This window comes from Streptomyces aureocirculatus, assembly GCF_000720475.1.
Lineage (GTDB): Bacteria > Actinomycetota > Actinomycetes > Streptomycetales > Streptomycetaceae > Streptomyces > Streptomyces aureocirculatus.
Window position 1 is genome coordinate 97,671 of sequence record NZ_JOAP01000011.1, and the last position, 19,479, is coordinate 117,149.

Genomic DNA, 19,479 nt, shown 5'->3' on the forward strand with positions numbered 1-19,479 from the left:
CACGGGTGAGGGGACCTTCGTCGTTGTACGAGTCGTACGAGGTGTACGAGCTGTGCGGCGCCCCCGCCCCCGGGTACCGGGGTCAGGCACGCCGCACGGTCGCGGTCGCGGGCGTCAGTCGCGGTCGGTGAGGAGCGGCCGCAGCTCCTTGGGCAGCAGATCCTCGCAGGACTCCTGGGACGCGTTGGTCAGGGCGTCGTCACGGCACGTGTAGTAGTCCCGGTAGATCAACTGCGCGGCGAACGTCGCGAGCACCATGACCAGCGCGAGCGAGGCCGTCACGAGGCCGCTGATCGCCGCCGTGGTCTGCGGCCGCGATCCGCTCCCGGAGCCCTTCGGGGCGACGGCGGTCCCGGAGCCGCCTGGCCCACCGGAGCCACCCGCCCCGGCGGCACCCGCCGTCCCCCCTGACGTCGCCGGGGCAGCCGCCGGAGCCGTCGGGTCCGGCACCCGCGGCTTGGCCCGCAGCGCGCTGATCGCCCAGTGGAGGCCGAGCGCGCCGAGCAGCAGTGCCACGTACCGCCAGCCGAAGAGTGCGAAGAAGAACGCCCACATGCCGGAGAGCAGGGCGTAGCGCGCGCGGCGCTGGGCCGGGTCGGTCGGGTCCCAGCGCGTCCCGCCGCCCGATCCGCCGGAGCCGGAGTTGTCGGACCCCTGCCCCTGGCCGCGCGGCCGCTCGCCGAAGCCGCCGTCCGACGACCGTCCCGGCTGCTGGTCGCTCCACTGGCTGCCCCAGGGCGATTCGCCGTGACCGCCGGACCCGTCCTGGCCGTTGCCTGCGTCGGAGCCGGGGCCGCCGTTGGGCCGCCGCGGCCGCCAGGGCTGCTCGGGCGCGCCCTCGGGCGGCGGCGCGAAGGGATTGTCCTCGGACCGGCCCCCGGAGCCCCCGGACCCACCGGAACCACCGGAGCTCCCGGAACCACCGGAACCCCCGGACCCACCGGAACCCCCAGAGCCCCTGGACCCACCCGCCCCGTCGGCCCCATCGGCCCCCCGAGGCGGCGAAGAGGACCGTCCGCCGTCCCGCAGCAGTGTCGTCCCGTCCCGCCCGGCGCGTGTCGGGGCGCCCGCGCCGGGAGCGCGGGACGGGCCGGGCGCGGCATGCGCGAGCGTCGATGGGAGGCGGAGGCTGCGGTCCGGCATCAGGTGTGCGTCTTCCCCTTGGTAGAGCTCGGCCTTGGTAGAGCCCGGCTGGTGGAACCCGCCGACTCGGCGGAGCCGGCAACTCGGCGGTGGAGCTTGGCGACTGGCTGTGGTGGAGCTCGGCAACCGGCTGTTCGGGCGGCTGCCCCCACAGACGCTACCTTCCGGCCGCGCCCCCGTCCCGTGAGGGGCGGCCCGGTGTGCCGGTATCGTTGCTGACGGTCGGCCGCTTCGTAGAGTTCCCCGTATCGGGGAGTGCGAAGCCTTCGTATGGTCGTACAAAGAGAACTTCTGAGAACCCGAGAAGCAACCCCAGAAGAACCCGAGAAGAACCCGAGAAAGGGCCCCGCCGTGGCCAAGGCCAAGCGCCTCGTCGTGCTGGTCTCCGGATCAGGTACGAATTTGCAGGCACTGCTCGACGCCGTCGCGGAGCACGGGGCGGCCGCGTACGGCGCCGAGGTCGTGGCCGTGGGTGCCGACCGCACCGGCATCGTGGGCCTGGAGCGCGCCGAGCGCGCGGGGCTGCCGTCGTTCGTGTGCCGCGTGCAGGACTACGCGAGCCGCGAGGAGTGGGACCGCGCGCTCGCGGACGCCACCGCGGCGTACCAACCGGACCTGGTCGTGTCCGCCGGGTTCATGAAGATCGTCGGGAAGGAGTTCCTGGCCCGGTTCGGCGGGCGCACGGTGAACACCCACCCGGCCCTGCTGCCCAGTTTTCCGGGGGCCCACGGCGTGCGCGACGCACTCGCGTACGGCGCGAAGGTCACCGGCTGCACCGTCCACTTCGTCGACGACGGCGTCGACACCGGCCCGATCATCGCGCAGGGCGTGGTGGAGATCAGGGCCGAGGACGACGAGAGCGCGCTGCACGAGCGCATCAAGGAAGTCGAGCGAGGACTGCTCGTCGAAGTCGTCGGGCGCCTGGCCCGGGACGGCTTCTCGATCGAGGGACGAAAGGTAGTTATCCCGTGACCGCCGAAGGTACGGCCACCGCAGCAGGTACGGCCACCGCCGAGGGTACGCAGCGCCCCGTCAGGCGCGCGCTCATCAGCGTCTACGACAAGACCGGGCTCGAAGAACTCGCGCGCGGCCTGCACGAGGCCGGCGTGGAGCTGGTGTCGACCGGCTCCACCGCGGGGCGGATCGCCGCCACGGGCGTGCCGGTCACCAAGGTCGAGGAGCTGACCGGCTTCCCCGAGTGCCTGGACGGCCGGGTCAAGACGCTGCACCCGCGCGTGCACGCCGGCATCCTCGCCGACCTGCGCCTGGAGGACCACCGGCGGCAGCTCGCCGAGCTGGGCGTGGAGCCGTTCCAGCTCGTCGTCGTGAACCTCTACCCGTTCAAGGAGACCGTCGCCTCCGGTGCGACGCCCGACGAGTGCGTGGAGCAGATCGACATCGGCGGCCCCTCGATGGTCCGCGCCGCCGCCAAGAACCACCCCTCCGTGGCGGTCGTCACCAGCCCCGCGCGGTACGACGCCGTGCTCGCCGCGGTCCGTGCGGGCGGCTTCGACCTGGCGGCGCGCAAGCGGCTCGCGGGCGAGGCGTTCCAGCACACGGCCGCGTACGACGTCGCCGTGGCGAGCTGGTTCGCGCAGACCCACGGCGGAGCTGACGGGCACGGCGCGACCGCGGACGACTCCGGGCTCCCCGAGTTCATCGGTTCGACGCACACCCGCAAGAACGTGCTCCGCTACGGCGAGAACCCGCACCAGGGCGCCGCTCTCTACGTCGACGGCACGGGCGGCCTCGCCGAGGCCGAGCAGTTGCACGGCAAGGAGATGTCGTACAACAACTTCACGGACACGGACGCCGCGCGCCGTGCCGCGTACGACCACGACGACCCGTGCGTGGCGATCATCAAGCACGCCAACCCGTGCGGCATCGCCATCGGCGGCAATGTCGCCGAGGCGCACCGCAAGGCGCACGCCTGTGACCCGCTGTCCGCGTTCGGCGGTGTCATCGCCGTGAACCGGCCGGTCACCACGGAGATGGCGGAGCAGGTAGCCGAGATCTTCACCGAGGTCATCGTCGCGCCCGACTACGAGGACGGCGCGCTCGAAGCCCTCACCAAGAAGAAGAACATCCGGGTCCTGCGCGTCCCGCGGGCGCCCGCCGCCCCCGTCGAGGTCAAGCCCATCGACGGCGGCGCGCTGCTCCAGGTCACCGACAGGCTCCAGGCCGAGGGCGACAACCCGGCCAACTGGACCCTCGCCACCGGTGACGCCCTCTCCGCGGGCGAGCTCGCCGAGCTGTCCTTCGCCTGGCGCGCCTGCCGTGCCGTGAAGTCCAACGCGATCCTGCTCGCCAAGGACGGGGCGTCCGTCGGCGTCGGCATGGGCCAGGTCAACCGCGTGGACTCCGCGAAGCTCGCGGTCGAACGGGCCGGCGAGGAGCGGGCCCGCGGTGCTTTCGCCGCCTCCGACGCGTTCTTCCCCTTCCCCGACGGTCTGGAGGTCCTGACCGCCGCGGGCGTCAAGGCCGTCGTCCAGCCCGGCGGTTCGGTCCGCGACGAACTCGTCGTCGAGGCCGCGAAGAAGGCGGGCGTGACGATGTACCTCACGGGGACGCGGCACTTCTTCCACTGAGCGGTACGTGACGGTGGGGCGCACCCGGATCCGGGTGCGCCCCACCGTCACGTCAGCCTCGATGGACCGTCATGGTCGTTCTTGATGAACCGTCACGTCAGCCCTTGATGACGACCGTGCTGCACACCTTGTCGGCGAAGGTCTGCTTCTTGGAGTCCCACAGCGGCCACAGCCAGCCGATGTAGAAGGGCAGGCTGTCCAGGAAGTGGGCGAGGCGGCGCACGAACGCCATGCCGACGCCGACCGGACGCCCGTCCAGCTCACGCAGCAGCCGGATGCCGACCGCCTTCTTGCCGATGGTCTGACCCGTACGGCCCTCCTGGATGAGCTGGTAGATCACCATGCCGATCAGGGCGGCGACGCCGAGCACGACGATGACGGCCCGCACGGCGGCCACGTCGATGACGAGACCGACGACCATCACTATGTAGATCCCGACGAACACCAGCATGTCCACGGCGAACGCGCCGACGCGCAGACCCCAGTGCGCCAGCTCGGGCCGGGCGGCACCGTAGCCGTTTGGGTCGTACCCCTGCTGCGGTGCGCCGTAGGGGGACTGGCCGCCCTGCTGCTGCGGGTAGGAGGGGTAGTGCTGGCCCGGGTAGCCGCCCTGCTGCGGCGGTACGCCCTGGGGGGCCTGCTGCGGGTAGCCGTAACCGGGCTGACCGGCTTGTTCGGGCTGGCCGGGCTGCTGGGGTGGCGGCCCGTAGGGGTTGCTCATGGCGGGGATCCTCCGTCGGGGACTGTGCGGGGACTGTGTGGGGACTGTCGGGGACGACGCGGCACACGCGGAGGAGAAAACGTTCACAGATGCGTCGGTTCCCCCCGACACCGGCCGCGGCACTGTGGCCCATATCGTTCTTCAGCGCTGCGGTGTTTGTCCAGCCGCGCCCCCCTGGCGTTGTGCGAGTGCAATCACCACGGGTCGTCCCGGCCGACCGTGCGCCCCGTGTTACCGCGCGTGTCTCCTGTACCCCGGGTGCCCCGGATTGGTACGCGGACGCCCTCATCCGGGAGGATGGGGCCATGACCGCCCAGATTCTCGATGGCAAGGCCACCGCAGCAGCGATCAAGTCCGAACTGACCGCCCGCGTGGCGGCTCTGAAGGAGAAGGGCGTCACGCCCGGCCTCGGCACTGTCCTGGTCGGCGACGACCCCGGCAGCCAGAAGTACGTCGCGGGCAAGCACCGCGACTGCGCGCAGGTCGGCATCGCCTCCATCCAGCGCGAACTGCCCGCGACCGCCTCGCAGGAGGAGATCGAGGCCGTCGTGCGGGAGCTGAACGACGACCCGGCGTGCACCGGCTACATCGTGCAACTGCCGCTCCCCAAGGGCATCGACGAGAACCGCATCCTGGAGCTGATGGACCCGGCCAAGGACGCGGACGGCCTGCACCCGACCAACCTGGGCCGCCTGGTCCTGAACGAGCCGGGGCCGCTGCCCTGCACCCCGTACGGCATCATCCGGCTGCTGCGCCGGCACGACGTCGAGATCAAGGGCGCGGAGGTCGTGGTCGTCGGGCGCGGGGTGACCATCGGGCGGCCGATGCCGCTGCTGCTCACCCGCAAGTCCGAGAACGCGACGGTCACCCAGTGCCACACCGGCACCCGTGACCTCTCCTCCCACCTGCGGCGCGCCGACATCATCGTGGCGGCGGCCGGCGTACCGCACCTCATCAAGCCCGAGGACGTGAAGCCGGGCGCCGCGGTGCTCGACGTCGGTGTCTCCAGGGACGACAGCGGGAAGATCGTCGGCGATGTGCACCCGGGAGTCGCCGAGGTCGCCGGGTGGATCTCGCCCAACCCCGGCGGGGTGGGCCCGATGACGCGCGCCCAGCTCCTGGTCAACGTCGTCGAGGCCGCGGAACGCCGCGCCGGCTGAGCAAGGGAAGGGCTGGCCCATGAACGCAGAGGCGAAGGGTGACCCCGCGGACACGCGCGCCGACACCCACACGGCCACAGCGCCCGCCGACACCGGCGGGGCTGACGACGGTGAGCCCACCGCCAAGGGTGCCGTCAGTGCCCCCGGGCCCGACGGCGAACCCCGCAAGGTGTCGCGGCGGTTCCCGCTGTTCACCCGGGACACCGCACGGCCCGAGGGTGGCGGCCGCGCGGCGTCCGGGGACGCGCCCGCGCCCGCGCGCCAGTGGCCGCTGCTCGGCGTCGTGTCCCTGGTGGGGCTCGGGCTGCTCCTGACCGCCTTCGACGTGTTCCGCGTCGGCACGATACTGATCGGGCTCGCGCTGCTCGCGGGCGCCGTGCTGCGCTGGTGGCTGCCGGGCGTCGGCATGCTGGCGGTGCGCTCACGGTTCACGGACATGGTGACGTACGGCAGTCTCGGCCTGGTGATCGTGCTGCTCGCGTTGATGGCGCAGCCGAATCCCTGGCTGAAGATCCCGTTCCTCGACGACGCGCTGCACTTCACGATCAGCAGCTAGCCGGGCGGCCCGGCGGCCACCGCGGCCGGGTGACCATGGCACCGCGGCCGGGTGGCCACGGCACACACCAACGGCCCGTACTCGCCAGGAGAGTACGGGCCGTTGGCCGTGGGGGCAGGGGGTGGTGCCGACGGCCGCGGGCCCGTTCCTTCGTGCGCCCCCGCACGAAGCCGCGTACCTCAGTGGTCTGTGTGTCCGGGGGCGGTGGGGCGCAGGCCTGGTCCCCCGTGCAAACCCCCGTTTGCGGCCCGCGCCCCCTTCCCCCGGCGCGCCGTGTTCTCAAGGCGGCGCGGGTGGTGGTGCTGAGCAAGAACCTACGCGGCGCCGGTGTGCCCCGTCGTCCTGTGCCGGGTTGACGTTCGTATACCACCTTCGGAGTACGTGGGAGACGTCTACAACTTCCGCGGTACGGCAGCCGATGGACGTGCCCCCGTCCGCACGCGGGCTACGCTGCGGCGATGCGCCTCCCCCCGTTCGCAGTCGACGTGCTGCTCGCACTGGGGCAAGCAGCACTGATCGCGTTGCTGGGGCCGGAGGCCCATGTGGTGGGCTGGTCCACCCTCGATACGCGCGGCTATCTGCTCGCCACCCTGGTGATCCTGCCGACCATGTTCCGCTGGAAGGCACCCATGGTGGCGTGCCTGCTCACCTACTCGCTGTGGACCCTGTACGTCGCCGTCGGCTACTGGCCCGTGGTGACGTCCTTCGGGCCGATGCTGTGTCTCTACACAGTGGCCCTGCAGAAGTCCACGAAGGCCACCGGCTGGTGCGCGGGACTGCTCGCGGCCATCTGGGTCTACGGCGGGCTCGTGGGGCAGGACAACGTCGCGATGCCGTCGGTGCCGACGGTCGCTTCACAGGCCATCGGCATCAACGCCCTGGTGTGGCGGATGGGGTACCTGGCCCGCCGCTCCGCGGAACTCGCCCGCAAGACCCACGCCGAACAGCACGAGAGGGCCCGGCACGCGGTCGCTCAGGAGCGCGGCCGGATAGCCAGGGAGCTGCACGACGTCGTCGCCCACCACATGTCGGTGATCTCCGTCCAGGCGGGGCTCGCCAAGTTCGTCTTCGACTCCGACGCCAAGACCGCGCGCACCGCGCTCGGCACCATCTCCGCCACCAGCACCGAGGCCCTGGAGGAGATGCGGCGCATGCTGCGGGTGCTGCGGGCCCAGGAGGACGACGGGGTGGTCCCGGACGCGCCGATGCCGGGGCTCGCCCGCATCGAGGACATGACGGACCGGGTCAGGGCGGGCGGGGTGCCCGTGGAGTTCCGGGTCACGGGGACGCCGCGGCCGATCGCGCCCGGCGTCGAACTGTGCGCGTACCGCGTGGTCCAGGAAGCCCTCACCAACGTCCTCAAACACGCCCGCCACGCCAGCGCGACCGTGGAACTCCACTACCACCGCGACCGCATCGAGGTCTCGGTCACCGACGATGGGGAGGGGGTGATTCCGGACAGAGTGAGGAGTGGTGGTGGACATGGGTTGATTGGTATGCGTGAACGAGCGAAGCTCTACGGCGGAACGATCAGCATCGGGCCGCGCAGCGCGGGAGGGTTCGCCGTCAGGCTGACCCTGCCCACATCGGCGCGGGCCGCACCGGCGGGAGACGATGTCACCGAATGACCGAGAGCCACACCAAGGTGCTCGTCGTGGACGACCAGTTCCTCATCCGCGCCGGGCTCGTCGGTGTGCTGCGGGCGGCGCCCGGGATCGAGGTCGTCGGCGAGGCCGGTGACGGCGCGGAAGCCGTGGAGCTCGCCGCCGAGACCCGCCCCGACGTGATCCTCATGGACATCCGCATGCCCGGCATGAACGGCATCACGGCCACCGAGCGCATCCTCGCCGCGGCCTCCGAGCCGCAGCCCCGCGTCCTGGTCCTCACCACCTTCGATCTCGACGAGTACGTGTACGGGGCGCTGCGCGCGGGCGCGGCCGGTTTTCTGCTCAAGGACTCGGGGCCCGAACGGCTCCTGGCCGCCGTGGCCGCGGTGGCCAGCGGCGACGCGCTGTTCGCGCCGAGCGTCACACGGCGTCTGGTGGAGGCCTTCGCGGTGCGTTCCGGTGCCGCCCCCGCCCCGGCCGGCGCGCCGCCCGCCGACCTCGCCGCGCTCACCGGGCGCGAGCTGGAGGTCCTGAAGCTGATCGCGCAGGGCCTCTCCAACGCGGAGATAGCCGACCGTCTGTACATCAGCGAGGCGACCGTCAAGACCCACCTCAACCGCACCATGAACAAACTGGACCTGGACACCAGGGCCCAGGCCGTGGTGATCGCGTACGAGACGGGTCTGGTGATCCCGGGCGGAACGAATATCTGAGTTCGTGGAGCCGCACAGGGACGGCGCCCGTCCTCTCCCCCGTGGGAGGACGGGCGCCGTCGCTCTGTGGGGCGAGCCCCCGTGCTCGCCGTGGTCAAGCGTCATGGACGCGCCATGGCGGCGACAAGTCGGGACCGCCCCCTGTGGCACGGAAGTGACCATTCCGCAACGGTGTTCTGGGCCCGCTACGGATGAGAAACGACCTGGTCAAAGGGCATATTCAGGAAGATCGTGGGGCGTGCGGGAGCGAGAGCGGGAGTTCCGTGACGCGCGGTGGAGCGGCGGTGGGACACTGAGCCGTGGACCGCGGGGCGCACGGCAGGGCACACTCTGTCCCAAATGCTCCAGTGCGCCCCCACACCGGGAACTGACGCCCCGGTTCCGCGCATCCCTCTGGGTAGTTCACGCGCGGGGGCGCACAGGCACGTATGGGGGGAACAGGGGGAGCAATGCCTCGTTGGAAGGCGCTACCGGACGATCTCGACCCACAGGTCAGGGAGTTCGCGAGTCAGTTGCGCACGCTGGTCGACCGCAGCGGGCTCAGCATCGCCGCGGTGTCGGACAGGACCGGCTACAGCAAGACGTCGTGGGAGCGCTATCTGAACGGTCGGCTGCTCGCCCCCAAGGGTGCGATCGTCGCGCTCGCCGAAGTCACCGGCACACCGCCGGTGCACCTCATCACCATGTGGGAGCTCGCGGAGCGCGCCTGGAGCCGCTCCGAGATGCGGCACGACATGACGATGCAGGCCATACGCATCTCCCAGGCCCGCGCCGCGCTCGGCGGGCTCGCCTCGAACCCGCCGGGGAGTTCCAAGGAGTCCAAGGAGTCCAAGGAGTCCAGGGACGCAGCGGCGGGCAGGGCGGGCAAGCCCTCCAAGGCTCCCAAGACCGTCAAGGCTCCACAGACTCCGCAGACTCCCCAGGCACCCCAGACCCCCAACCTCTCCAAGGACAACAGTGGTTCCGGGCGGGCGGCCCGGGGCGGCATCGGGACCGTGACCGGTGTGGCCGGACCCGCCGGGGTCTCTCCGACGGTGCCGCCGGTGCCGCGGCAGCAGCCCGCCGAACGGGAGCCAGAGGCCGTGCGGCAGGGGGCGCAGGCGCAGGCCCCGGCGGGGTCGGGCGGGGCGCCGGCCACGCCTGCCTCGCGTTCGTACGAGGCGTCGGCGCCGCCAGGATCGGTGGTCCCGACGGCGTCGGTGGCGCCGGTGCGCCCGGGCGGGGGGCCCGGGTCCGACGGGAAGTCCCCCGACGGGCAGCGGCGCAAGCGGAAGCTGACGATGTTCCTCGCCGGTGTGGTGGGGGCGCTCGTGGTGATCGCGGCGGCGGTGTTCCTCACGGACGTGGGCAAGGGCGACGGCGACGAGAAGGCGAAGCCGTCCGCCGCGCCGTCGAGGTCCACGGCGAAGCTGCCCGCGGGGGTCGAGTGCGGTGGGGCCGACTGTGCCGGGAAGGACCCCGAGAACATGGGGTGCGGCCGGGAGTTCGCCAGGACCACGTCCCGGGCGACCATCGGGACGAAGACGCTCGTCGAGGTGCGGTACAGCAAGACGTGCGGGGCCGCCTGGGCCCGGGTCACCCTGGCCGCGCCGGGGGACGAGGTGCGGATCACCGGGTCCGGTGCGGGGGCCGGGGCGCAGCAGCGGGGGACCGTCGACGGGGTCGACGGCTACACGCCCATGGTCGCCGTGCGGGACGCCGCCGCCGCCAAGGCGTGCGTGACGCTCGCCACCGGGGAGACCGGCTGCACGAAGTGACTGGCGTCGGCTTGCAGGGGTGCCCCTCTGCCCACATTTGCCTGCCGTAGGGGTGCGCTGTGCCCACCCGTTCCGCCCCTGGCGGACCAGTTGCCCACAGAAAAGGCAGCGGGCGCGCATGCGGGGGCGATCCGGGGGCAGGCGGTACGTACCCCCACGGGAGTGGTCACACCCCCCGGCGGCTGCCGCCTTGTCCCCCCGAGGTGGCGGCCGCCCACCCGTGTCCGTTCGAGGCCCAGGGGCCAGGGCTTGTGGGGTGGCCCACACGGCCCCACCGTTCCGGGCGGGCGACGGCGCGGTAACCTGACGCCGGATCTCTCTTGATGCCAAGAGATCGATCATCGAGGGCGTCGGTGGGGATCCAGCACATGGGGCAGGAATCCCCCACCGCCAGCCGTCTTACGGAGATCGCCATGACCCGCACTCCCGTGAATGTCACCGTCACCGGCGCAGCCGGCCAGATCGGCTACGCGCTGCTCTTCCGCATCGCCTCCGGCCACCTGCTCGGCCCGGACGTGCCGGTCAATCTGCGCCTCCTGGAGATCACGCCCGCCCTCAAGGCCGCCGAGGGCACCGCCATGGAGCTCGACGACTGCGCCTTCCCGCTGCTCAAGGGCATCGAGATCAGCGACGACCCGAACGTCGCCTTCGACGGCGCCAACGTCGCCCTCCTCGTCGGCGCCCGCCCCCGCACCAAGGGCATGGAGCGCGGTGACCTCCTGGAGGCCAACGGCGGCATCTTCAAGCCGCAGGGCAAGGCCATCAACGACCACGCCGCGGACGACATCAAGGTCCTCGTCGTCGGCAACCCGGCCAACACCAACGCGCTCATCGCGCAGGCCGCCGCCCCGGACGTACCGGCCGAGCGCTTCACCGCCATGACGCGCCTGGACCACAACCGCGCGCTCTCGCAGCTCGCGAAGAAGACCGGCGCGTCCGTCGCCGACATCAAGCGGCTCACCATCTGGGGCAACCACTCCGCCACCCAGTACCCGGACATCTTCCACGCGGAGATCGCCGGCAAGAACGCCGCCGAGGTCGTGAACGACGAGCAGTGGCTCGCCGACACCTTCATCCCGACCGTCGCCAAGCGCGGCGCCGCGATCATCGAGGCCCGCGGCGCGTCCTCCGCCGCCTCGGCCGCCAACGCCGCCATCGACCACGTGCACACGTGGGTCAACGGCACGGCCGCCGGTGACTGGACCTCCATGGGCATCCCGTCCGACGGTTCGTACGGTGTGCCGGAGGGCCTCATCTCCTCCTTCCCCGTCACCGCCAAGGACGGCAAGTACGAGATCGTCCAGGGCCTGGACGTCAACGACTTCTCCCGCGCCCGCATCGACGCCTCCGTCAAGGAGCTGGAGGAGGAGCGCGAGGCGGTCCGCGGCCTCGGCCTCATCTAGCACCACGGCAGTACCACGCCGTAGTACGCGTACCTGAGTTCGCGCGTACGCGAGCGCGCACGACGAAGCCCCCCGACGCCGTAGCCAAGGCCCGGGGGGCTTTCGCGTACGCGGAATTCCTTCGGGGGACAGTTGTCCCATTCGCCGGACACCCACCGCCCCCTCCGCTAACTTGCGCCGCATGCGAGCCGATCCGCCGCGGCGGCCGTCCCGACGGCAGCGACGCCGGGCGCCCCGCCAGTACGCGCACACCGAGGCCACCCGGCTGCTCAGCGCGGGCACCCACCTCAACGCGGCGTTCCGCAGACGCGTCGTCGAAGAGCTCGTCGGGCACGCGGAGCGCCCGGTGGCGCCTCCGCTCGGCGCCGATGTGCTGCCGGTGCTCGCGCACGCGCTGCGCGCCCGGCGCGACGAACTGGTGACGGCGCTGCTGCTGCTCGCCGTCTGGGCCGGGTTCCTGATCACGGACGCCGTGCTGCTCTGGGACGCCCTGGAGGACCGCGCGGGCGGCGACGCGGGGCTCTCCGCCGCCGACATCGCCTGGCTCCCGTTCGGCACCGAGGCCGCGGGCGTAAGCGACGCGGAGCCCGGCGGCGGGCTCGGCGGCATGGTGCCCGGCGGCTGGGCCCTCGCGTACGCCCTCGTGGTGCTGCTGCTGTGGTGCGCGCGGATGGTGGCGGGCCGGGACACGGGCGTCGGTGCGCCGCTGCGGCCGGTGCCGCTGCCCGCGCCCCTCGCCTGGCTGCGGCGGCGCTTCGGCTGGCTGCTCACGTACACGGCCTGGTCGGCGGCGCTCGCGTACGCGGTGGCCGCGATCGACGGGGTCGCCGACACCCCGTACCCCGTGATCTTCCCGCTCCTGATCGCGGCCGTCGTCTGGCGCCACACCTCCCTGCGCGCCCGGATACTGCGCTCGCAGTTGGCCCGGCAGACCTTCGCCGAGACCGAGCAGCCGCGCCTGCCCGCCCGGTACGGCCGCATCGAGCGGTGCATCCGCCGCGAGCAGGACGCCTCCCTCACCCTGTATGACGTCAACCGCCCCTTCGTCGGCGCCGGAACGCCCCGCAAGCCCTGGTCCGTCGTCCTGGAACTGAAGCGTGCCGCCGACGAGGGCGACGCCGCCCCGGCCGCCGGTGCCGCGCCGGGCCCGCCCGGGGCGAACGGCGGTGTGCCCCGGCAGCAGACCGCTCCCGTCGCGCTCACCGCGAACGACGTCATCACGATGATCGAGCCCCGCCTGGAGGACCTGCGCACATCGGCGGCGGCCACCAGCAGGGACCGGCTGCGGCAACTGGAGATCGAGGAGTTCGTCTATCTCCCGGCGGGCGTCGGCCGCGACGAGGAGGTGTACACGGGCGAGGGCGCGCGACAGGCCCTCGTGTACGCGCGGGACCAGGCGGACCGGCACCTCGACGAGTCCGCGGGCGAGGGCGGCGAGGCGCGCCGCCACTTCCTGCGCATCCGCGTCGGCGCCTGGAACGAGCAGGTCGTCGTCTCGCTCCTGGTCCGGGTGCACACGCAAGGAGGCATGCTCGTCCTGGAAGTGGTGCCGCACGTACTCGGCCCGGTCAGGGCCGAGTTCCGCGCCGTGGACGGGCTCGTGGGCGGTGAGCCGGAAGGACCGCTGCGCGCCGCGGCCCGCGCCTGTGTCGCCGCCCCCGCGCACTCGGTGGCCATCGGCATCACCGCCCTGCGCTGGCTGCCCTCGCTCGGGACCGCGCTGCGGCTGTGGCTGACGGTGCCGGAGGCCGACCCGGACCCCGCGCGGGTGCCCGCCGGAGCCGCCGGTGCCCTGCGGAGCCTCGGCCGTCTCCTGCGGCACGGCGCCGCCCAACTGTGGCCGGAGCCCGGCCGCGCCCCCGATGCCCCGCTGGTCTCGCTGCGCCAGCTCGCCGCCACCGACGAGCTCTCGCTGTTCCAGGAGATGGACGTCGCCCGCTACACCCGCACCCTCCAGGACCGCATCGGCGAGGGCGTGCGCGACGCGCTCAGGGAGGGCGGTTACCGCACCGACCGCCTGGAGCAGCACATCACGCAGATCAACAGCGGTGTCTACATCAAGGAGATGTCCGGCGGCGCCCTCGCCACCGGCACCCACGGCCGGGCCACCCACATGGACAAGAGCCCCGCGTGAGCGGCCCTTTACGGGAGGAACACCCCATGAGCAGTGACGACAAGGCCCCGGGCGGCGGAGCGAGCGTGCACATCGGCGCCGTCCACGGCGGCTCCCTGGCCTTCGGCGACCACGGCAGGGCCGAGTCCACCAACTACACGACGGTGGTCGCCGACCGGGCGCGCGGCGACCTCCTGAGCGCCGTCCGCACGCTCCGCCGGGAGCTGGGCGAGGGCGAGGGCGAGCGCACACCCGCCGACGACGAGATCACCGCCCAGCTCGACGAGGTCGAGGGCGAGATCACGGGCGGCGGCCGCGTGGAGCGCGGCGTCCTCGTACGGCTGCGCGACTCCCTCACGGAGTGCGCGCCCGCCGCCACGACGGCCGCGTCCGTGACGGCCTTCCTCCAGGCCGTGGCCGGGGTCCTGGGCTGAACGTGCGGATCTACGACAGTGACCGGCAGGAGTGGGTCGGACCGGAACAGGAGCGGGCGATCGCGGCGCTCCACGACCGGGACGCCGGGCGCCAGCGCACCGCCCTGCGCGGGGCGGTCGCGGTGCTCGCGGTGTGCGGGCTCGCCTTCGGCACCTGGGCGCTCGGCTGGAAGGACGAGCCGAAGCCGAGCGTGTATCTGACGCACCGGCAGCCCGAGCAGCGCACCGGCACGGAGGGCGCCGCGGGGGGCACGGACACGACGGGCACGGAGGACGCCGCGCAGCCGTCCCCCGACGGCGGCCCGCCGTCCGGCTACGAGTCCGTCCTCGACGACGAGGGCTTCCGGACCGCGGTGCCGCGGGGCTGGAGCCGCGGCCGGCAGGGCGCCCAGACCGGCACGGCCATCGACATCGTCAACTACCGCAGCTCCGACGGGAGTCGACGGCTCCAGGTGTACGAGGTGAGCGAGCCGTCCCCGATGGCCTCGCTGCAAGTGTTCCTCGACGACACCAAGGTCCCGAAGTCCGCGGGCTTCAAGCAGCTCTCCCTGACGAACCCGGCCGCCCCGCGCCCCGCAGCCCGGCTCGCCTACCGCACGGACAGGATCACGGACGAGCCGGAGATCGGCACCTGGTACGTGGTCGACCACCGCTTCGAGGCGGAGGACGGCAAGATCTACGCCATCGCCGCTTACGGGGCGGAGGCGGACGGCACCCAGGACGAACGCGAGCTGGTCGCGACCGCCCTGAAGTGGTTCTGCCCGCCGCTCACATACTGCCCGGAGCCGGGCGGGGCGGATGGGGCTGCCGGGACCGGCGGGGCTGCCGGGCCCGATGGAGCCGACGGGGGCACCGGAGTCGACAGGCCCTAGCCCTCGCCGTCCCGGTCCCGCCCAGGGAACCCCGCCGTCACCACGGCCGCCGCGACGATCACCACGATCCCGACCACCCGCAGCGCCGCCGCCATCCCGGACGTGAAGTCCGCCGTGCCGCCCGCGTGTCCCGTGCCGGTGTGGGCGGCGAGCACCGTGCCGGTGACGGCCACGCCGAGGGCGGCGCCGATCTCCCGTGCGGAGGTGCCGAGTCCGGAGCCGAGGCCCGCCTGGTGCGGGGGCAGCGCGGACACCACGCTCATCGTCAGCGCGGGCATGCACAGACCCGTACCGGCGGAGATGACGAGCAGCCAGCAGGCGTACACCGCGTACGGGGTGCCCGCGTCGACCGTGGCGGTGGCGAGCAGTCCCGCCCCGATGAGCAGCAGGCCCGCGCCCACCACCGGCCGGGGCGACGCGGCCCAGCGCGCCGCGAACCGGGGCACCAGGGCCATGCCCACCGTGAGCGGCAGGATGGCGAATCCGGCGCGCGCGGCCCCGTACCCCTGCACGTACTGCAGGTACTGGGAGTTGACGTAGAACAGCGCGAACAGGCCGAAGAACCCGGCCGCCGTGCCGAGGGTCGCCGCGCGCAGTTGCGCGGAGCGGAAGACCCGCGGGTCGAACAGCGGGGCGGCGGAGCGCAGCGCGTGCACCGTGAACAGGGCGAGCAGGGCGGAACCTGCCGCGAAGGCGCCCAGGATCCGGGGAGAGGTCCAGCCGTACATCGGGCTCTCGATGACGCCGAAGAGCACGGCGACGAGACCCGCCGTGAGCAGGAGCGTGCCGAGGGGGTCCAGGGACGGCGCGGCGGGGGTGCCCGCCGAGTGGCCGGTGCGGGGCACCGCGCGGGCCACGGCGAGCGCGAGGACCGCGGCGAGCGGCACCATCACCCAGAACAGCGCCCGCCACGAAAGGTACTCGCCGACCAGGCCGCCCCCGGCGTTCCCCACGAAGCCGCCGAGGCCGAGCGCGAGGGTCCAGGAGGCCAGGGCGCGGGGCCGCTGCTCGGGCGGCGCCACGCGCACCAGGATCGACATGGTCGCGGGCATGATCAGCGCCGCGCCCGCGCCGGAGACTCCGCGGCCCGCGACGAGCAGGGCCGGGGACACGGCGAGCGCGCTCAGCGTGGCGCCCGCGGCGAACAGGCCGAGCCCCGCGAGCAGCGCGCCCTTGCGCCCGTACCGGTCACCGAGCGCGCCCGCCGGGATGAGCAGGCCCGCGAAGACGATGACGTAGGCGTCGACGGTCCACAGGAGTTCGCTGGCCGTGAGGTGCAGACCGGACGCGCTGAGCTGGGGGAGCAGCAGGTTGATGGCGGCGACCATGCTCTGGGCGACGAGGACGCAGACGCACAGGACGAGGAGGGTGGAGCGTCTGAGGGGCCCCGGCCCCGGGGGCCCCGGCGGCCCCGGGGACGTGGGGGAGGGCGGCACGGTGGCGCGGGTGGTGGACGGGGAGTGGGCAGGCGCAGGCATGGCTCCTCCTGGGGAGCGTCGGGCTCAGGAGTGTCCGGAAGGGGGATGCCGTCACCGTAGGCTCAGCCCGTACCTGCTTTCCAGTGCAACTTGTGCAAGAGGTGATTGCGTGTGACGCAAGGACAGCTTCCGGTGGAGCTTCCCGGTGACAGGGGCGGCGTCGACCTCAATCTGCTGCTCGCCCTCGATGTGCTGCTCGACGAGCGCAGTGTGCGCGGGGCCGCCGCCCGGCTGCATCTGTCGGAGCCCGCGATGAGCCGCACGCTCGGCAGGCTCCGCAAGGCACTCGGCGACCCGGTCCTGGTACGTGCGGGCCGCCGGATGGTGCCGACGCCGTACGCCCTCGCCGTGCAGGCGGAGGTGGGCGCGGTGGTGGAGCGGGCGCGGGCCGTGTTCGCCGGTCCCGGCGCCCAGGACCTGCGGACGGTCGCGCGCACGCTCACCGTGGTCGGCCAGGACGCGTTCGCCGCGGCGTGGGCGCCCCAGCTCTTCGCCCGTGCGGCGGCCGAGGCCCCGGGAGTACGGGTGCGCTTCCTCCAGGAGAGCCATCTGGCCGCGCCCGTGCTCCGCGAGGGCACCGCGGACCTGGAGGTCGGCGTGATCGACACGGTCGCGCCCGAGGTGCGGGTCGAGCACCTCCACGACGACGTGATGATGGGCGTCGTACGCCCCGGGCACCCGCTCCTCGACGGCGAGGTGACGCCGGAGCGGTTCGCCGCCGCGGACCACCTGGCGGTGTCGCGCAAGGGGCGGATGTCCGGTCCCGTCGACGCGGCCCTCACGGAACTCGGACTGCGCCGCAAGGTGGTGGGGAGCGTGGGGACGTACCCCTCGTCCCTCTTCATCCTGCTGCACACCGACCTCGTCGGCCTCTTCATGTCCTGGGCGCGCCCCCTGACGGACACCCTCGGTCTTGTGACCTTCCCGCTGCCCCTCGACCTGCCACCGCTCACCCTCGGCATGGCCTGGCACCCCCGCAACGACGCGGACCCGGCGCACGCGTGGCTGCGGGGGTGTGTGCGGGACCTGGGTTCACGGACGGGGGCGACACATACGCGCGAGCCGAGTGACGACACGTAACCGCGGGTCGAGTGACACAGCGCACTTTCGGCCATCGAACGTGCATGCTTTTCCCGGACCAGGGCAGGTGCTCCCGGCTACCACGAGTGATCAGGTGGGGCAAAAGGCAGCGAATGCCGACGAAATGCCAGGAACGGAAGGCAACAGGGACGTGTCCGCACAACAGACCATCCATGTGGCGGGAGAGTGGCTGGGCGCCGCTTCCGGCGCCACCCGCGAGATCATCGACCCCGCGGATGCCAAGCCGTTCGCGATCATCGCCGAAGGCGGCACGGACGACGCCGACGCGGCCATCGCCGCCGCGCGCCGGGCCTTCGACGAGGGCCCCTGGCCGGGCACGCCGGTCGCCGAGCGCGCCGCGCTGCTGCGCCGCGTCGCAGACCTGCTGGTCCGTGACCGCGAGAAGATCGGCCTCCTGGAGAGCCGGGACGCGGGCAAGACCGTCGAAGAGGGCCGCGTCGACGTCGACTGCGTGGCCGACGCCTTCCGGTACTTCGCCGACCTCGTGATCGGCGAGGGCGCGGGCCGTGTCGTGGACGCCGGGTCCGACGACATCCACAGCGTCGTCGTGCACGAGCCCATCGGCGTCTGCACGATGATCACCCCCTGGAACTATCCGCTGCTCCAGGCGAGCTGGAAGATCGCGCCCGCCCTCGCGGCCGGCAACACCTTCGTCATCAAGCCGAGCGAGATCACTCCCCTGACGACGGTCGCCCTGATCGAGCTCCTGGTCGAGGCCGGACTGCCCAAGGGCGTCGCCAACATCGTCACAGGACCCGGCCACACCGTCGGCGCCCGCCTCGCCGACCACCCCGATGTCGACCTCGTCTCCTTCACGGGCGGGCTCGTCTCCGGCACCAAGGTCGCCCAGGCCGCCGCCGTCGGCGTGAAGAAGGTCGCCCTCGAACTCGGCGGCAAGAACCCGAACGTCGTCTTCGCGGACGCCTGCGCCACCGACGAGGGCTTCGACACCGCCGTCGACCAGGCGCTGAACGCCGCCTTCATCCACAGCGGGCAGGTCTGCTCCGCCGGCGGCCGCCTCATCATCGAGGAGTCGGTGCGCGAGCGCTTCGTCGCCGAACTGACCCGGCGCGCCGAGAAGATCCGCCTCGGCCGCGGCACCGAGGACGGCGTCGAGTGCGGCCCCCTCGTCTCCAAGGAGCAGCGCGAGAAGACCGAGGGCTACGTCGCATCCGCCCTGGAGGAGGGCGCCGTGCTGCGGTGCGGCGGCAAGCGGCCCGAGCCCACCGACGCGCGCCCCGCCACCGGCTACTTCTACGAGCCGACGGTCCTCGACCAGTGCCACCGCGAGATGAAGGTCGTCCGCGAGGAGGTCTTCGGCCCGGTCCTCACCGTGGAGACCTTCCGCACCGAGGAGGAGGCCCTCGCCCTCGCCAACGACACCGAGTACGGACTCGCGGGCGCCGTGTGGACCACCGACTCCGGGCGCGCCCGCCGCATGGCACGCCGGATGCGCCACGGGACCATCTGGATCAACGACTTCCACCCCTATCTGCCGCAGGCCGAGTGGGGCGGCTTCGGCAAGAGCGGCGTCGGCCGCGAACTGGGACCCGCAGGGCTCGCCGAGTACCGCGAGGCCAAGCACATCTACCAGAACCTGGCGCCGCAGCCGGTCCGCTGGTTCGCCGGCTGACCACCGTTCACCAGGCGCCGACCACCGGCACCACGCGCCGACGCGCCGACCACCAGCACCACGTGCCGTTCACCGGCATCACGCGCCGAACACCGGCACCACGCGCCGTTCACCGGCATCACGCGCCGAACACCGGCACCACGCAGCGAGACGCGCGGGGCGGGACACACCGCCCCGCGCGTAACACGTTCGAGCACTCC

16 protein-coding genes are annotated in these 19,479 nt (G+C 72.7%); 13 read left to right on the forward strand and 3 right to left on the reverse strand.

The annotated features are described in order from the left end of the window. Positions 1 to 114 precede the first annotated feature (114 nt). On the reverse strand, positions 115 to 1,143 hold the full coding sequence (locus tag IG78_RS0112695) for a hypothetical protein (protein ID WP_037686026.1): 1,029 nt from the start codon (positions 1,141 to 1,143) through the stop codon (positions 115 to 117). Between the two features lie 351 nt (positions 1,144 to 1,494). Here IG78_RS0112695 and purN point away from each other — a divergent pair, with 351 nt between their 5' ends. Both purN and purH read left to right on the forward strand, forming a co-directional pair. Beyond that, positions 1,495 to 2,115 (forward strand): phosphoribosylglycinamide formyltransferase, encoded by a 621-nt coding sequence (purN, locus tag IG78_RS0112700; RefSeq protein ID WP_030562297.1) that lies wholly within the window; start codon positions 1,495 to 1,497, stop codon positions 2,113 to 2,115. Beyond that, positions 2,112 to 3,731 carry a bifunctional phosphoribosylaminoimidazolecarboxamide formyltransferase/IMP cyclohydrolase gene (gene purH, locus IG78_RS0112705; RefSeq protein WP_030562299.1) on the forward strand — a complete coding sequence of 540 codons (1,620 nt, stop codon included), beginning with the start codon at positions 2,112 to 2,114 and terminating at the stop codon, positions 3,729 to 3,731. The genes purN and purH overlap by 4 nt, the downstream gene beginning before the upstream one ends. Before the next feature lie 97 nt (positions 3,732 to 3,828). Here the strand turns inward: purH and IG78_RS0112710 are convergent, their stop codons facing one another. Then, the gene (locus IG78_RS0112710) at positions 3,829 to 4,452 is read right to left on the reverse strand and encodes an RDD family protein (protein WP_030562301.1); all 624 of its coding nucleotides are present in this window, start codon (positions 4,450 to 4,452) and stop codon (positions 3,829 to 3,831) included. A gap of 305 nt (positions 4,453 to 4,757) precedes the next feature. Here IG78_RS0112710 and IG78_RS0112715 point away from each other — a divergent pair, with 305 nt between their 5' ends. From IG78_RS0112715 to IG78_RS52150, 9 genes are all read left to right on the forward strand, one after another. Next, a complete protein-coding gene (locus IG78_RS0112715; protein ID WP_030562303.1) occupies positions 4,758 to 5,612 on the forward strand; it encodes a bifunctional methylenetetrahydrofolate dehydrogenase/methenyltetrahydrofolate cyclohydrolase in 855 nt (284 codons plus the stop codon). A 19-nt stretch (positions 5,613 to 5,631) separates the two neighbouring features. Beyond that, the gene (locus IG78_RS0112720; protein ID WP_030562305.1) at positions 5,632 to 6,168 is read left to right on the forward strand and encodes a DUF3017 domain-containing protein; all 537 of its coding nucleotides are present in this window, start codon (positions 5,632 to 5,634) and stop codon (positions 6,166 to 6,168) included. Positions 6,169 to 6,626: 458 nt separating this feature from the next. Then, entirely contained in the window at positions 6,627 to 7,796 is a 1,170-nt protein-coding gene (locus IG78_RS0112725; protein ID WP_030562307.1) for a sensor histidine kinase, read from the forward strand. After that, the gene (locus IG78_RS0112730; RefSeq protein ID WP_030562309.1) at positions 7,793 to 8,488 is read left to right on the forward strand and encodes a response regulator; all 696 of its coding nucleotides are present in this window, start codon (positions 7,793 to 7,795) and stop codon (positions 8,486 to 8,488) included. Before IG78_RS0112725 ends, IG78_RS0112730 begins: the two co-directional genes overlap by 4 nt. A gap of 449 nt (positions 8,489 to 8,937) precedes the next feature. Then, positions 8,938 to 10,245: a helix-turn-helix domain-containing protein gene (locus IG78_RS0112735; RefSeq protein WP_030562310.1), complete on the forward strand. Its 1,308-nt coding sequence runs from the start codon at positions 8,938 to 8,940 to the stop codon at positions 10,243 to 10,245. A gap of 413 nt (positions 10,246 to 10,658) precedes the next feature. Next, positions 10,659 to 11,648, forward strand: a complete 990-nt coding sequence (locus IG78_RS0112740; RefSeq protein ID WP_030562313.1) for a malate dehydrogenase — start codon at positions 10,659 to 10,661, stop codon at positions 11,646 to 11,648. A gap of 181 nt (positions 11,649 to 11,829) precedes the next feature. Then, positions 11,830 to 13,782 (forward strand): hypothetical protein, encoded by a 1,953-nt coding sequence (locus IG78_RS0112745; RefSeq protein WP_051852579.1) that lies wholly within the window; start codon positions 11,830 to 11,832, stop codon positions 13,780 to 13,782. Positions 13,783 to 13,808: 26 nt separating this feature from the next. Beyond that, positions 13,809 to 14,195, forward strand: coding sequence for a hypothetical protein (locus tag IG78_RS0112750; protein ID WP_051852580.1), 387 nt, complete (start codon positions 13,809 to 13,811; stop codon positions 14,193 to 14,195). Between the two features lie 2 nt (positions 14,196 to 14,197). Then, positions 14,198 to 15,067 (forward strand): hypothetical protein, encoded by an 870-nt coding sequence (locus IG78_RS52150; protein ID WP_051852581.1) that lies wholly within the window; start codon positions 14,198 to 14,200, stop codon positions 15,065 to 15,067. Here IG78_RS52150 and IG78_RS0112760 read toward each other — a convergent pair. After that, complete coding sequence (locus IG78_RS0112760) at positions 15,064 to 16,545, reverse strand: MFS transporter (protein WP_037686029.1); 1,482 nt, start codon at positions 16,543 to 16,545, stop codon at positions 15,064 to 15,066. The genes IG78_RS52150 and IG78_RS0112760 overlap by 4 nt on opposite strands. 105 nt (positions 16,546 to 16,650) lie before the next feature. Here IG78_RS0112760 and IG78_RS0112765 point away from each other — a divergent pair, with 105 nt between their 5' ends. After that, positions 16,651 to 17,625: a LysR family transcriptional regulator gene (locus IG78_RS0112765; RefSeq protein ID WP_404827723.1), complete on the forward strand. Its 975-nt coding sequence runs from the start codon at positions 16,651 to 16,653 to the stop codon at positions 17,623 to 17,625. Between the two features lie 124 nt (positions 17,626 to 17,749). Continuing rightward, positions 17,750 to 19,279 carry an aldehyde dehydrogenase family protein gene (locus IG78_RS0112770; RefSeq protein ID WP_107054891.1) on the forward strand — a complete coding sequence of 510 codons (1,530 nt, stop codon included), beginning with the start codon at positions 17,750 to 17,752 and terminating at the stop codon, positions 19,277 to 19,279. Positions 19,280 to 19,479 lie beyond the last annotated feature (200 nt).

What these genes read in the sequence shown, in the direction of transcription:
- IG78_RS0112695 (WP_037686026.1), bottom strand. Translation starts at nt 1,143, where the DNA reads ATGCCGGACCGCAGCCTCCGCCTCCCATCGACGCTCGCGCATGCCGCG.
- IG78_RS0112710 (WP_030562301.1), bottom strand. Translation starts at nt 4,452, where the DNA reads ATGAGCAACCCCTACGGGCCGCCACCCCAGCAGCCCGGCCAGCCCGAA.
- IG78_RS0112715 (WP_030562303.1), top strand. Translation starts at nt 4,758, where the DNA reads ATGACCGCCCAGATTCTCGATGGCAAGGCCACCGCAGCAGCGATCAAG.
- IG78_RS0112720 (WP_030562305.1), top strand. Translation starts at nt 5,632, where the DNA reads ATGAACGCAGAGGCGAAGGGTGACCCCGCGGACACGCGCGCCGACACC.
- IG78_RS0112725 (WP_030562307.1), top strand. Translation starts at nt 6,627, where the DNA reads ATGCGCCTCCCCCCGTTCGCAGTCGACGTGCTGCTCGCACTGGGGCAA.
- IG78_RS0112730 (WP_030562309.1), top strand. Translation starts at nt 7,793, where the DNA reads ATGACCGAGAGCCACACCAAGGTGCTCGTCGTGGACGACCAGTTCCTC.
- IG78_RS0112735 (WP_030562310.1), top strand. Translation starts at nt 8,938, where the DNA reads ATGCCTCGTTGGAAGGCGCTACCGGACGATCTCGACCCACAGGTCAGG.
- IG78_RS0112740 (WP_030562313.1), top strand. Translation starts at nt 10,659, where the DNA reads ATGACCCGCACTCCCGTGAATGTCACCGTCACCGGCGCAGCCGGCCAG.
- IG78_RS0112745 (WP_051852579.1), top strand. Translation starts at nt 11,830, where the DNA reads ATGCGAGCCGATCCGCCGCGGCGGCCGTCCCGACGGCAGCGACGCCGG.
- IG78_RS0112750 (WP_051852580.1), top strand. Translation starts at nt 13,809, where the DNA reads ATGAGCAGTGACGACAAGGCCCCGGGCGGCGGAGCGAGCGTGCACATC.
- IG78_RS0112760 (WP_037686029.1), bottom strand. Translation starts at nt 16,545, where the DNA reads ATGCCTGCGCCTGCCCACTCCCCGTCCACCACCCGCGCCACCGTGCCG.
- IG78_RS0112770 (WP_107054891.1), top strand. Translation starts at nt 17,750, where the DNA reads ATGCCAGGAACGGAAGGCAACAGGGACGTGTCCGCACAACAGACCATC.